General features: G+C 65.9%; 11 protein-coding genes and 1 pseudogene. 1 reads left to right on the top strand and 11 read right to left on the bottom strand.

Annotation, left to right across the window (positions count from 1 at the left end; translation table 11 throughout):
* Positions 1-2: 2 nt before the first annotated feature.
* Together GUV69_RS14625 and GUV69_RS14620 are read right to left on the bottom strand one after the other, a co-directional pair.
* Positions 3-1,085: a 2-hydroxyacid dehydrogenase gene (locus GUV69_RS14625; protein WP_244292737.1), complete on the bottom strand. Its 1,083-nt coding sequence runs from the start codon at positions 1,083-1,085 to the stop codon at positions 3-5.
* On the bottom strand, positions 1,082-2,383 hold the full coding sequence (locus tag GUV69_RS14620) for a glucarate dehydratase family protein (RefSeq protein WP_164206598.1): 1,302 nt from the start codon (positions 2,381-2,383) through the stop codon (positions 1,082-1,084). Before GUV69_RS14620 ends, GUV69_RS14625 begins: the two co-directional genes overlap by 4 nt.
* Positions 2,384-2,515: 132 nt before the next feature.
* Here GUV69_RS14620 and GUV69_RS14615 point away from each other — a divergent pair, with 132 nt between their 5' ends.
* Entirely contained in the window at positions 2,516-3,454 is a 939-nt protein-coding gene (locus tag GUV69_RS14615; protein WP_164203680.1) for a LysR family transcriptional regulator, read from the top strand.
* 51 nt (positions 3,455-3,505) lie between these two features.
* On the opposite strand, the gene GUV69_RS14610 is transcribed toward GUV69_RS14615, so the two are convergent.
* The 9 genes and pseudogenes from GUV69_RS14610 to GUV69_RS14570 form a co-directional block, all read right to left on the bottom strand.
* Complete coding sequence (locus GUV69_RS14610; protein ID WP_164203677.1) at positions 3,506-4,876, bottom strand: MFS transporter; 1,371 nt, start codon at positions 4,874-4,876, stop codon at positions 3,506-3,508.
* A 172-nt stretch (positions 4,877-5,048) separates the two neighbouring features.
* On the bottom strand, positions 5,049-5,753 hold the full coding sequence (locus tag GUV69_RS14605) for a FadR/GntR family transcriptional regulator (RefSeq protein ID WP_164203674.1): 705 nt from the start codon (positions 5,751-5,753) through the stop codon (positions 5,049-5,051).
* Between the two features lie 10 nt (positions 5,754-5,763).
* Positions 5,764-6,891 carry an L-talarate/galactarate dehydratase gene (locus GUV69_RS14600; protein WP_164203671.1) on the bottom strand — a complete coding sequence of 376 codons (1,128 nt, stop codon included), beginning with the start codon at positions 6,889-6,891 and terminating at the stop codon, positions 5,764-5,766.
* A gap of 100 nt (positions 6,892-6,991) precedes the next feature.
* Complete coding sequence (gene bcp / locus GUV69_RS14595) at positions 6,992-7,471, bottom strand: thioredoxin-dependent thiol peroxidase (protein WP_164203668.1); 480 nt, start codon at positions 7,469-7,471, stop codon at positions 6,992-6,994.
* Positions 7,472-7,551: 80 nt separating this feature from the next.
* The gene (locus GUV69_RS14590) at positions 7,552-8,139 is read right to left on the bottom strand and encodes a winged helix-turn-helix domain-containing protein (protein WP_244292736.1); all 588 of its coding nucleotides are present in this window, start codon (positions 8,137-8,139) and stop codon (positions 7,552-7,554) included.
* A gap of 104 nt (positions 8,140-8,243) precedes the next feature.
* Positions 8,244-9,587 carry an allantoinase AllB gene (gene allB, locus GUV69_RS14585; protein WP_164203663.1) on the bottom strand — a complete coding sequence of 448 codons (1,344 nt, stop codon included), beginning with the start codon at positions 9,585-9,587 and terminating at the stop codon, positions 8,244-8,246.
* Complete coding sequence (locus tag GUV69_RS14580; RefSeq protein ID WP_164203660.1) at positions 9,580-10,788, bottom strand: glycerate kinase; 1,209 nt, start codon at positions 10,786-10,788, stop codon at positions 9,580-9,582. The genes allB and GUV69_RS14580 overlap by 8 nt, the downstream gene beginning before the upstream one ends.
* A gap of 2 nt (positions 10,789-10,790) precedes the next feature.
* Entirely contained in the window at positions 10,791-12,569 is a 1,779-nt protein-coding gene (gene gcl / locus GUV69_RS14575; RefSeq protein WP_164203657.1) for a glyoxylate carboligase, read from the bottom strand.
* A gap of 153 nt (positions 12,570-12,722) precedes the next feature.
* A pseudogene (locus GUV69_RS14570) lies at positions 12,723-13,622 on the bottom strand (2-hydroxy-3-oxopropionate reductase); the annotation flags it as partial.
* Between the last annotated feature and the right edge of the window lie 10 nt (positions 13,623-13,632).

The raw sequence follows: 13,632 nt of genomic DNA, 5'->3' as shown, positions 1-13,632 counted from the left end.
GGCTATCTAGCCGGGCTGGCCGGCACGACACTCATCACCGGAGCCGGCCTGGCCACCACATTCCTGAGTTCTCCGCCGCGGGCCAGCAGGCCGATGTTGGCGGCGATGTCTGCCGCCCGGCGCTCAAAGGTCACGCGGGCGTGGCCGGAATGATGCGGGGTCAGCACGGTGTTCGGCAGGGAGGCGAACGGCAGTTCCGCCGGCGGCACCACACCGTCCGCAGGCGATCCCCACCAGACGTCTAGCCCGGCGCCGGCGATGCGCCGTTCCGTCAGGGCGGCGAACAGCGCGGCCTGGTCCACCACCGGACCGCGGGCGACGTTAATAAGGAAGGCCGAGGGCTTCATGGCCGCGAGCTCGGCGGGCCCGATCATCCCTTCCGTGGCGGAATCCAGCGGGACCGTCACCACCACAACGTCGGAGGAGGCCAAAAGAGTGTGGAGCCCGTCATGTCCGCTCACCCAGTCCAGGCTGACTCCTTCCGGAGGCGGGGCTGCAGCGTTGCGCCGCACAGCGCGGACCTTCATGCCCAGTGCCGTGGCCACGCGCGCTACCTCAGAGCCGATGGATCCGAGGCCCACCAGCCCCAGCGTCAGGTCGGCCAGGACGGGGTGGAACGGGACGTCGTCGGCCGTGGCAATGGTCCGCCACTGCCCCGCCCGGACAGCCCTGTCCGCCGCCGCCACGTTCCGGGTCAGCATCAGCGTGACCATCAGGACGTGCTCGGCGATGGGCCGTGCGTGGTGGAACGTGTTGGCCACAACTGCGAACGGTGCCAGGTGCGGAAACGAAATCTTGTCATAGCCCGCGCCCGTGACATGGACCAGCCTCGCCTGTGCCGCGGCCGCCGCTTCGGCGGGGCCGAGGGAGGAGCAGACTACGACGTCGGCACCCGCCAGGGCGTCCAGCCTGCGTTCCGGAGTCCACGCCGCCGCCATGTCCCATCGGTGCGCACCGCCGTCGACCTTTAACCGCTCCTCGAAGCGGCTGATGATGGGGTCTGTGACCACGATCTTCAGGGACTCCGGGCGCTCTGCGTCCCTCGGGGGGATGCTGGCGTGGGAGCTTCCCTGGGCGGCGGTCACCACCGCGGACTCTGCAGCTGGTAGGAAGGGTGGAGCCGCTGCATGTAGCCGGTGTCGTCCCGGCTCGTCAGCCCGCAGTCCAGGTACTGGCGGTGCAGCCGTTCGAGGGCATCGCGGTCCAGCTCGATGCCCAGGCCAGGTCCGGTGGGCACCCGCACCGCGCCGTCCTTGAAGGTGAAAACACCGCCGGCAATAACGTCCTCGGACGGGTCCTTCCACGGCCAGTGCGTGTCGCACGCGTAGTCGAGGTTCGGGGTGGCAGCCGCGAGGTGAACCATGGCGGCAAGACTGATGCCAAGGTGGGAATTCGAGTGCATGGAGAGCCCCAGGCCGAACGTGTCGGTAATGCCGGCCAGGAACTGCGTCCGGCGGAGTCCGCCCCAGAAGTGGTGGTCCGAGAGGATGACGTCCACGGCGCCGGCCGCCACCGCGGGGGCCACATCCGCGAAGCTGACCACGCACATGTTCGTGGCCAGCGGCATGCCCACTTCGCGGCGCACGGCCGCCATGCCCTCAATGCCGGGGGTGGGGTCCTCCAGGTACTCCAGGACGCCGTCGAGTTCCTTGCCCACGCGGATGGAGGTGTCCACGGTCCAGGCGCCGTTGGGATCGATACGGAGCGGCAGGTCGGGGAATTCCGCACGGAGCGCCTGGATGGCTGCGATCTCTTCCTCGGGCGGGAACACGCCGGCTTTCAGTTTGAGTGCGCTGAATCCGTACTGGTCCACCATGGTGCGGGCCTGCTGCACAATCCCGGCAGGATCCAGGGCCGCTCCCCAGGCGTCATCTTCCTGGCCGGGGTGGCCGGCCCACTTGTAGAAGAGGTAGCCGCTGAAGTGGACTGTGTCCCGGACGGCGCCGCCGAGGAGGTCGCTGACCGGCCGGCCGAGGAGCTTGCCCTGGATGTCGAGGGCGGCGACGTCGAACGCTGACAGCACGCGGTCCGCCGTGCTGGAGCCTGTGACCATGCCGCTCATGCCGTGGCCGCCTTGGATGGTGTCCTGGACAAGCGCCTGGGAGATCCTGCTGTACATCTGGTTGATGTTGAAGATGTCCGTCCCCGTCAGGGCGGCGGCGGCCAGCCGGAGCCGGGCAATGTGCCCGGCATCGCCGTAGGTTTCGCCGATGCCGGACACGCCGGAATCCGTGTGGACCTCCACGATGGCCCGCAAGGCGAACGGTTCATGGACTCCAACGGTGTTGAGCAGCGGCGGGTCCTTGAAGGCGACCGGGGTGATGGTCACGCCGGTAATCCGGGCCTGGTTGAGGTTGCGGGCTGGATCGTATGCCTGGTCCACTGCGCTGTGCTCCTTGGGTTGGCTTGTGGGCTCCGGAGGGTTGATTTCCGCGCCCTGTTCACCGACCATAAGGTGAGCCATCGATCCAAGTCCAAGCTAATTTATGCACTCAACAATTCAGTAAGGGTATAGATGTTTTCGCTGCCCCAGTTAGAAGCGTTTGTCGCCGTCGCGGAGGAGCTGCACTTCGGTGCCGCAGCCGAGCGGCTGAACATGACGCAGCCGCCGTTGAGCCGCCAGATCCAGATGCTTGAAAAGAAGCTGGGGACCCAGCTGTTCGGCCGGACCAGTCGGAAGGTGGAACTCACGGCAGCCGGCGCCACCCTGCTGCCGAGGGCGCGCCAGATCCTGGACATGTGTATCAAGACCGACCTGGACGTGCGTCGGGTTTCGTCGGGCCAGGCGGGCACCATTACGGTGGGCTACACAGCCATCGCCGGGCAGAGTGCATTGCCGCTGATGCTGCGCTCGGCCGCCGAAGGGATGCCGGGAGTGTCCTTTGTGCTCCGGGAACTTGTGTCGACGGACCAGATGGACGGGCTGGTCAAGGGCAGTGTGGACATTGGCCTGCTGCGGCCCATCGTGGCCCGGCCCGGCGTGGTGTGCCGGCCGCTGATGCAGGACCGCCTGGTGGTGGCCCTGCCCATGGGAAGCACCCTGCTGGGGAACATGGCGCCGCCGTCCGGCGAGCCGCTGCCGCTGGGCCTGCTGGACCACCTGCCGCTGCTGATGTACTCCACCAAGGAGGCACGTTACTTCCATGACCTGGTGCTGCGGCTGTTTGCCAGTGCCGGCGCCCACGCCAACATCACCCAGTACGCCAGTCAGGTTCCGGCGCTCCTGGCCTTTGTCCAGGCCGGACTGGGCGTGACCCTGGTGCCTGCCTCCGCGATGGCCTTCGCGCCCGCCGGCGTGGAGTTCCACGAGATCGACGGGCGGCACGGCATGTTTGAGCTGAACCGGGTGGAGCTGGACGTGGCGTGGAATGAGGAGACGGCCAACCCGGCTGTCCTGAGGTTGCTGGAGCTGATCGAGCCGATCGCCGCAGCAGCCTTGCCGACGGCGGGCTGAAGCGGCTGCTGCTGCGGCCGCCGCTGCGGGCCGGGGCTTCCCTTCGCACCGTTAGCGGGCGGGGGCGGGCTCCAGGTCCGCGATGGCGGCTGCCGGTTCGCGCTGCTGCCCCGTCTCCCCGTCCGGCGTGGGGGTGCTGCGGCGTTCCTTCAGGAAGTACACCAGACCGGCGGCCAGCGTGGAGGCTGCAGCGAGGGCGAACAGGCCGGGCACAACGCTGCCGGTGCCCTCCTTGATCAGGCCGAACCCGAACGGCGCCACAAAGCCGCCGAGGTTGCCCAGGGAGTTGATGATGGCGATGGCCGGGGCCAGGACCATGGGGTGCAGGCCGGACTGCGGGATGGTCCAGAACAGCGGCGAGGCGCTTTTGAAGCCCATGGCGGCAATGGCCAGGAAGACCAGTGCCAGCACTGGGGTGGCGACGGCGGCGGCCAGGGTTCCGACGGCGGCCACCAGGAGTGCCACCACCAGCAGCGGCCGCTTGGACTTCGCCTTGTCCTGCATCTTGGCAGCGAAATACATGGCGACGACGGCGCACACCCACGGGATGGCTGACAGGAAGCCAACGCTCAGGTCCGTGGTGCCGGGAATCTGCTTGACGATGGTGGGCAGCCAGAATGTGTTGGCGTAGATGGAGAGCTGGATGGAGAAATAGATGCCGCACAGCAGCAGGATCTGCGGGTTCAGGAGCATCTTCCAGCGGTTGACCTTTCCGCCGGTCTCGGTGGTGTGCCGGGCGTCTTCCGCGGCGATCGCCTCAACGAGGGCCGTCTTTTCACCGGCGGACAACCATTTGGCGTCCTGGATCCTGGCATCCAGCAGGAAGAACACCACAATGCCCACCACCACCGAGAGCAGGCCCTCGAAGCCGAACAGCCACTGCCAGCCGCGGATCCCCAGGACATCGTGCAGGCTCAGGAGCATGCCGGCGATAGGCCCGGAGAGTGCGGCCGCGATGGACGAGCCGGCAATGAAGATGGCGGTCGCTTTGCCGCGCTGGCCTGCGGGAACCCAGCGGGCGAAGTAGAAGATAACGGCCGGGAAGAAGCCGGCTTCGGCGGCGCCGAGCAGGAACCTGAGGACGTAGAACATCATTTCGTTCTGGACGAAGGCCATCAGGAAGGAGACGATGCCCCAGCTGACCATGATGCGGGCGAGCCACACCTTGGCGCCGTACTTCTCCATCATCACGTTGCTGGGAAGCTCGAAGATGGCGTAGGCGATGAAGAACAGGCCTGCGCCGAAGCCGTAGGCCGCAGCCCCGATGCCGACGTCGGCTTCCAAGTGCTCGTGGGCGTAGCCGATGTTGGAGCGGTTGAGCTGGTTGCACACCAGCATGACCAGCATGAGGGGCAGGACCCGCTTGAAAAACTTCTTCGTGGCGAGGGCCACATCCGTGACAGCGGTGTCGACAGACTGCATGGGGGAAAATCCTTCGAATCTTAGCGCGTAGGTCCGGTGACCATTTTGGGCGCTGTGGTGCGCACCACAGCAAATGGGTCCACTGTATTCGGGGATTTCGATGCGCGTCCAACACGCATTTTGCATCTCCTGATGCCTTGGGGGCATCACAGCACTTCGTAACTTGGCGGCACTACGGCGCCGGGCGCACAGACGCCTTGAACCGGCGTCGGGAATTCGCCAGATGACTCCGCATGGCAGCGGCGGCGGCGCTTTCGTCACCGTCAGCGATGGCGGCCGCGATTGATTTGTGTTCGTGGACCACCTGGTCGAAGTGGTCACGCGCGTAATGCTCGACGCCGGTCATCAGCCGCGTACGCGGCATCGCGATCATCGTCTGGCCCAGTGCTGAGAGGCAGTCGGAGTAGAAGGGGTTGCCGGAGGCGGCCGCGATGGCGCGGTGGAATTCGAAATCGGCCTTCATGGCGTGACCGGGATGATCAGCGCTGGCCGTGAATTGGTCCAGTGCGGAGTTGATGGTCCTGAGCTGGCGGTCCGAGTGGTTGCGGGCGGCCAGAGCTGCTGCCTCAGCCTCCACGCCCAGCCGGAACTCCAGCAGGTGGAGGCGGTCCTCGACGCTCGCAACCGGGCGGCTGCCGGGAACCGGCTGGGGGCCGTCGTCGGGCGGGGTCAGTGCGAAGCTGCCCCGCCCGCGTTCTGTTTCCACGAGGCCCTCGGCCTGGAGCCGCGTCAGTGCGGCGCGCACCACGGTGCGGCTGACGCTGAACTCACCCATCAGCTCGTTCTCGCTCGGGAGTTTGTCGCCGGGCTGGATGGCACCGTCCACGATGCGCGTGCGAAGCTCTGCGGTGAGGTCCGCGGTCAGGTTCCGGGTCATGCGTTCAAGGTTACGCGCCGAACTCCACGGACTCGGTGGTCCAGGCGCGGGCCTGGTCACTGAGGGTGACGCCAAGCCCGAGACGGTCCGGCACGATCATCCGGCCGTTCTTGGTTTCGAGGCGTTCGTTGAAGAGCGGGTCCAGCCAGTCGAAGTGCTCCACCCAGGGTTCGCGCGGGTAGGCCGCCGCGAGGTGCAGGTGGATTTCCATGGCGAAGTGCGGGGCCAGGCCGAGGCCGCGTTCGTCCGCGAGGGCGGCGAGGCGCAGGAACTGGGTGATGCCGCCGACGCGCGGTGCGTCCGGCTGGATGATGTCGCAGCCGTTGGCGTTGATGAGGCCCTTGTGTTCGGCCACGGAAGCCAGCATCTCGCCGGTGGCGATGGGCGTGTCCAGGACGTTGGCGAGGTGGGCGTGGCCTTCGAAGTCGTAGGCATCCAGCGGTTCCTCGATCCAGATGAGGTTGAACTGCTCCAGCTGGCGGCCCATGCGCAGGGCGGTGGCGCGGTCCCACTGCTGGTTGGCGTCCACCATCAGCGGGACGTCCCAGCCGATGTGTTCGCGGATGCCAGCCACGCGGCGGAGGTCCTCTTTGGTGTCGGGGAGGCCAACCTTGATCTTGATACCGCCGATGCCTTCTTCGAGGAGGACGGTGGCGCGCGCCTTGACCTCGTCGAGCGAGGCGTTGAGGAAACCGCCGGAGGTGTTGTAGGTCTGGACAGAGTCCCGGTAGGCACCCAGGAACTTGGCCAGTGACAGGCCGGCGCGCTTGGACTTGAGGTCGTAGAGGGCGATGTCGATGGCGGCGAGGGCCTGGGTGGCCACGCCGGAGCGGCCCACGGAGGCGCCGGCCCAGAGGAGCTTGGTGTAGATCTTGCCGATGTCGTTGGGGTCTTCGCCGATCAGGCCTTCGGCCACTTCCTTGGCGTGGGCGTACTGGGCGGGACCGCCGGCGCGCTTGGAATAGCTGAAGCCCAGGCCTGTGTGGCCGAGCTCGGTGGTGATCTCCGCGAACAGGAACACCACCTCGGTCATCGGCTTCTGGCGGCCCGTGAAGACCTTGGCGTCGCTGATGGGGACGGCCAGCGGGAGCCGCGCGGTGGAAAGTTTGACGTGCCGGATGAAGTCGACGGTACTCATTGATGCTCCTCGGAAGCAGGCTGTCCGGGCTGCAGTGCCCTGCTACTTAGGATACAAGTGTACCGCTTGTATTACAAGTGCTCCGGTTTGCGGTGTGCCCTTAGAGGCCCAGCTCTTTCCTTAATGCTGCAACGTGGCCCTGCGGGTCGACGTGGTACTTCGCGAAATTTACCGTTCCATCGGCGTTCAGGACCACAGTGGAACGGAGGACGCCCTCAGTAATGCGCCCGTCAATGAGTTTTTCGCCCCACGCGCCATAGGCGACGGCCACGGAGTGATCCTCGTCGGAGAGCAGGGGGAATGTCAGGGAGAAATCGCTTGCGAAGCCGGCAAGTGCTTCGGGCCCGTCGGGGGAGATCCCGATAACCTCGTAACCTTTGCCCTGCAGCGAGGCCAGGCTGTCGCGGAAGTCGCACGCTTCGGTGGTGCAGCCGGGCGTGGCGGCTTTGGGATAGAAATACACGATGACGTTCTTCCCGCGGTACCCGGCCAGGGCTGTCTCGTGGCCCCGGGCGTCCTTGAGGATAAATTCAGGGGCCTGGGTTCCGGGCTGCAGTTTGGTTGTGATGGTGGGGTTCATGGGATTTTCCGTTTCGGGATGGTAGGGGTAGCCGGCAGACATGCAGGAGGGCGGGTTTCCGCTGGGACTCCGAGCCGGTGTCAAATGCAGTATTCCGCGGGGCCGCGGACGGTGGCGTGTTCCCCGGGTACAAACTGGTAGCCCTTCCCGCGGACGGTGGCCACGGCTTGGCGGGCGTTTCCGAGCTTTCGCCGAATCCTGCCCACGTACGTATCAATGGAACGGGTGGCAGCGCCGGGGGTTTCAAATGTGTCCAGGAACTGCTGAAGCTCCTCCCGCCCCACGATGCAGGACAGGTGCGTCACCAGATATCGGAGGACCTTGTATTCAACACCGGTGAGGTGCACAGGCTTTCCGTCCAGGAGGACCTGGTTGGCAGCGAGGTCAACAGTCACGTGGCTGACCGGACCGGCGGAAGGCGGCAGCCGGATTCCGCGGTCGTCCGCGGTTTGTGCCCACACTGCACCCTTTCCCGCAGCGGAAGGAAGCTCCGCCGTGGAAGGAAGCTGAGAGGAGTCGGCTGCGGCTTCTTCCACGGCGGACGTGGCAGCCCCGGGGGCAGGCCATTGGACTTCCGCCTCCGGAGCAAACTTAAGGGCGTAATCGAGAACCAGTCGGGCGGAACGCGCCAGCGCCGCTCCATCCACGTCGGATTCGGATCCGCACATGATCCAGACCGCCAGACCGCGTACGGCTGGAGGCGGGCATTCTCGGGGAAAAGCCTGACCGGCACGGCGCCCGGGGTGATGCACATGTACTGCCATGGCTTGCCTTAGATGCCGCCGCGGCGGATGAGCTTGCCGGTGGGGGACTGACCGTCCACCAGGCTGCCGCGCAGGAAGGTTTTTCGAACCACGCCGGAGAGGGCCGTGCCGTCGTAGGGGGTGATGGGGTTCTTGTGTTTGAGTTTGGCGACATCCACCACGAAGGCGTCGTCGGGCGCGAAGATGGAGAAGTCGGCGTCGTAGCCTAGGGCGAGCTGGCCTTTCGTGGCCAGGCGGGCCAGGGCGGCCGGCTTTTCGGACATCCAGGAGATGACCTGTTCGAGCGGGATGCCGCGGTGCCGGGCCTCGGTCCAGACCAGCGGCAGGCCCAGTTGCAGCGAGGACACGCCGCCCCAGGCCACGGCGAAGTCGCCGTTTTCCAGGTCCTTCAGGTCCAGCGTGCTGGGCGAGTGGTCAGAGACGATGCAGTCGATGGTGCCGTCCTGCAGTCCCTGCCACAGCAGTTCCCGGTTGGAGGCCTCGCGGATGGGCGGGCAGCACTTGTAGGCGGTGGCGCCATCGGGGATTTCCTCGGCCGTCAGTGTCAGGTAGTGCGGGCACGTCTCAACGGTGAGCTTTACCCCGTCACGCTTCGCGCTGGCGATCATGGGCAGGGCGTCCGACGACGAGAGATGCAGGATGTGCGCACGGGCACCGGTCCAGCGTGCCCGTTCAATGACCTCGGCGATGGCCTTGTTTTCTGCACCGCGCGGGCGGGAGGCCAGGAATGTTTCGTAGTGGTCCCCACCCGGGTGCGGCGCCCGGTCAATGGCGTGCGAGTCCTCCGCATGGACGATCATGAGAGAGTCAAAGGTCCTGAGTTCGGCCATATCCTCCTCCATCTCATCCGCATCCAGATGAGGGAATTCGTCCACACCGGAATGCAGCAGGAAGCATTTGAAGCCGAACACGCCTTCGTCGTGCAGCGGGCGCAGGTCCGCTTTGTTGCCTGGAATGGCCCCGCCCCAGAACCCGACGTCCACGAACGCCTGGTCCTCGGCCACCTCCCGCTTGAGTTTTAGCCCGTCCACGGTGGTGGTGGGCGGGATGGAGTTCAGCGGCATGTCAATGATGGTGGTGACGCCGCCGGCGGCGGCAGCCCGGGTGGCGGAGGCGAAACCCTCCCACTCGGTGCGGCCGGGCTCATTGACGTGGACGTGGGTGTCCACCAAACCCGGGATCAGGGTTTCGTCGTCGGCGAGCTCAATCAGCTCGGTTCCGGAGAGGCCGTTGCCGAGAGGTGCGATTGCGACGATTTTCCCGCCGCGGACGCCCACTTCACGGGGTGCAAGGCCGGCGGTGGTCAGGACGTGCTGGCCACGGATGACCAGGTCAAAGCCTTCTTTAGACATGGAGGTCCTCCTTGCTGATGGGGGAACGGGACAGCTTTTTTGCTGCCAGCTGTTCGCGGATGTGAATTCCCACCTGCTCCAGAAGCGTTCCTGCCTCTGCCATGCACGTGGTGACGTTGGTTTCAAGCTCGGTGAGCGCGTAGACGTCCTCGAACCCCGCGGCGGTTGCCTGCTCCTGCGCCAAGGTGGTGCGTCCGCAGACGGCGATGACCGGAACGCCCTGAGCGGCAGCGGCCCGTGCAACGCCAATGGGAGTCTTGCCCAGCAGGCTTTGCTCGTCCAGGCTGCCTTCTCCTGTGATGACCAGGTCCGCCCCGGCCAGGCGTTCAGCGAGTCGGGTGAATTCAAGGACAACATCGATGCCCGGGCGGCGGGTTGCTGCCAGCACGGCAATGGCGGCGTAACCTACTCCGCCGGCAGCTCCCGCGCCCGGAGCTTCCGCGGCCTTGATGGCGCGGTGACCGATTTCCCTGGCCAGGACTTCGACAAACCTGGCCAGGGCGGCGTCGAGCATGCCGACGTCCTGTTGTGCGGCGCCCTTTTGCGGGCCGAAAACCGCTGCGGCGCCCTGTGCGCCGAGCAGGGGATTGTCGACGTCGGAAGCCAGCACAAAGCGTGTGTCCTTCAGCCGGGGCTCAAAGCCGGTGAAGTCGATGGTGTCAAGGCGGGCAAGGGCTGCGCCGCCGGCAGGCAGTTCATTGCCGTCCGCATCCAGAAAGCGCGCCCCCAGGCCCTGAAGGACGCCGGCGCCGCCGTCGGTGTTGGCGCTGCCACCCACACCGAGGATGATCCGGTGGCAGCCTGCATCCAGTGCTGCCCGGATCAGCTGGCCCGTTCCCAGGCTGGTAGCGGTAGTGGCGGACACCGTATCAGGTTGGTTTCCGCTGATGACCCGGGGCAAAACCGCGAGCCCTGATGCTGTTGCCATCTCGATGACGGCCTCGCTGCCCCGGACAGCGTACTCCGCGTCAACCGGTTCACCGGTAGGTCCGGAGACCCGTGCGGTGCGGCGGCTGAAGCCGGAGCCGACGGCGGCATCGAGGGTTCCCTCGCCGCCGTCGGCCACCGGTATACGGACTATGTCCAGGTCGCTGATGTGCGCCGTAGCGGCCCCGCGCTGCAGTCCCTTTTCCAGGTGCAGGCAGACGTCCGGGGCGGACAGCGATCCCTTGAACTTGTCCGGGGCGATCACAATGCGCATGGTTAGCCCTGCATCGCAAGGATCGCGGTGGGAGCGTCGGCGGCCGTCGCTGCCAGTTCCTCGAACTCGTTCACGGCGTTGATTTCAACACCCATGGAGATGTTGGTGATCTTTTCCAGGATCACTTCAACCACCACGGGGACCTTGAACTCGCCCATGAGGGCTTTGGCCTTGTCGAAGGCTGCGGCGAGGTCGTTGGGGTCCTGCACCCGGACGGCCTTGCAGCCGAGGCCCTCCGCAACCTTGAGGTGGTCAACGCCGTAGCCGTTGGTCTCGGGGCTGTTGATGTTGTCGAACGCGAGGGACACGTTTTGTTCCATCTGGAAGCCGCGCTGGGACTGGCGGATCAGGCCCAGGTAGGAGTTGTTGACCACCACGTGGATGTACGGCAGGTTGAACTGCGCGCCGACGGCCAGTTCCTCGATCATGAACTGGAAGTCGTAGTCTCCGGAGAGGGCCACTACGGTTTCCTCGGGCTTGCCGCGGACGACGCCGAGGGCTGCCGGTCCGGTCCAGCCCAAGGGTCCGGCCTGGCCGGCGTTGATCCACTTGCGGGGTCCGAAGACGTGCAGCATCTGGGCGCCGGCGATCTGGGACAGGCCGATGGTGGACACATAGATAGTGTCGCGGCCGAAGGACTTGTTCATCTCCTCATACACGCGCTGGGGCTTGATGGGGATGTTCTCGAAGTGCGTCTTGCGGTGCTGGGAGGCCTTGCGCTCCTGGCATTCGGCAACCCAGGCGCTGTAGTCCGGCAGGGACGTGGCAGCCTTGCGTTCGGCAGCCAGTTCAATCAGGCCGGCCAGCGCCGCGCCCGCGTCAGAGGCGATGCCCAGGTCCGGGGAGAAGACGCGGCCGATCTGCGTGGGCTCGATGTCGATGTGCACGAATGTGCGGCCGGCGGTGTAGGTGTCCAGGCCGCCGGTGTGGCGGTTGGCCCAGCGGTTGCCGATGCCGATGACAAAGTCGCTGCGCAGGTAGTTTTCGTTGCCGTAACGGTGCGAGGTCTGCAGGCCCACCATTCCGGCCATCAGGCGATGATCGTCCGGGATCGCGCCCCAGCCCATCAGGGTGGGAATGACCGGTATGTTCAGGATCTCGGCCAGTTCCACCAGCTGCGCGGAGGCGCCGGCGTTGATGATGCCGCCGCCGGCCACGATCAGGGGACGCTCGCCGGCTGTCAGCATGTCCAGTGCCTTTTCGAGCTGCCGGCGGCTGGCCTTGGGCTTTTCGACGGGCAGGGGCTCGTAGGTGTCGATGTCGAATTCGATTTCGGCCATCTGCACGTCGATGGGCAGGTCCAGCAGGACCGGGCCCGGGCGGCCGGAGCGCATCAGCTGGAACGCCTTCTGGAACGCGCCGGGAACCTGGCCGGGTTCGAGGATGGTCATGGCCATTTTGGTGAGGGGCTTGGCGATGGATTCGATGTCCACGGCCTGGAAGTCTTCTTTATGCAGCTTGGCCACGGGGGCCTGGCCGGTGATGCACAGCATAGGGATGGAATCGGCCCAGGCGGCGTAGAGCCCGGTGATCATGTCGGTGCCGGCAGGACCGGAGGTACCGATGCAGATGCCGATGTTCCCGTCCTTGGCGCGGCTATAGCCGTCGGCCATGTGGCTGGCACCTTCGACGTGGCGGGCCAGGGTGTGGCGGATGCCGCCGTGGGCCCGCATGGCTGAATAGAAGGGGTTGATTGCTGCCCCTGGCAGGCCGAACGCCTCGATGGCGCCTTCCTTTTCCAGGATGGCAACCGCTGCATCAACGGTACGCATCTTGCTCATGGTGTGCTCCTAGTGAAACTTTGGGGGCCCGTGCGGGCTGTTTTTGGGTGTGCTGAAGCGAGTTTTTGTCCAGATAATGGGGGATATGGCGCCTTTTGGGGCGATTATCTGGACAAAAACTCGAAGGAATTCTGGTGGCTGGGGTGCGCCGGGTTACTTCCGGCCGCTGAGCTGGAGGACCTGCTTGAAGAGTCCGGAGTGGTCCAGGGACCCGTCGCCCTGGTTGACAGTGGCGGCGACCAACTGTGCGACGACGGCGCCCAGGGGTACAGCGACGTTGGCTTCGCGGGCGGCGGCAGTGACGATGCCCAGGTCCTTGTGGTGCAGGGCGAGGCGGAACCCGGGTTCGAAGTTGCGGTCGAGCATCTTCTGGCCCTTCTGGTCCAGGACCTTGGAGCCGGCCAGCCCGCCGCCGAGGACCTTGAGGGCAGCTTCAGTGTCCACGCCGTAAGCCTCGAGGAACGCGATGGCTTCGCCGAGGACTTCGATGTTGACGGCCACGATCAGCTGGTTGGCTGCCTTGACGGTCTGGCCGGAGCCGGACGGACCCACGTGGACGATTGTCTTGCCGACGGCGTTCAGGATGTCCTGTGCTGCCTCGAAGTCTGCCTTTTCGCCGCCCACCATGATGGACAGGACGGCGTCGATGGCGCCCTGCTCGCCGCCGGAAACCGGGGCGTCCAGCGGGCGGATACCGGCTTCGCGGGCGTCGTCGGCGAGCCTCTTGGCAACGTCCGGGCGGATGCTGGACGCGTCGATCCAGAGGGTGCCCTTCTTCGCGTTGGCGAAGACGCCGTCCGTGCCGCTGACTACGCCCTCAACGTCGGGGGAGTCCGGCACCATGGTGATGACGACGTCGGCATCCTTAACTGCACCAGCAATGCTCGTGGCACCCTTGCCGCCTTCGGAGACGAGCTTGTCGATCTTGTCCTGGCTGCGGTTGAAGCCGGTGACGGTGTGCCCGGCCTTGACCAGGTTGATGGCCATGGGCAGGCCCATGATTCCGAGTCCGATAACTGCAACGTTGCTCATGATGGTTCTCTTTCCTGGAAGTCTGTGGTGA

Origin of the sequence: [Micrococcus luteus] ATCC 49442 (assembly GCF_010367585.1) — a bacterium.
Lineage (GTDB): Bacteria > Actinomycetota > Actinomycetes > Actinomycetales > Micrococcaceae > Arthrobacter > Arthrobacter luteus_A.
Note: the sequence above shows the minus strand (reverse complement) of the source record. Positions and strands in the feature narration are given on the sequence as shown.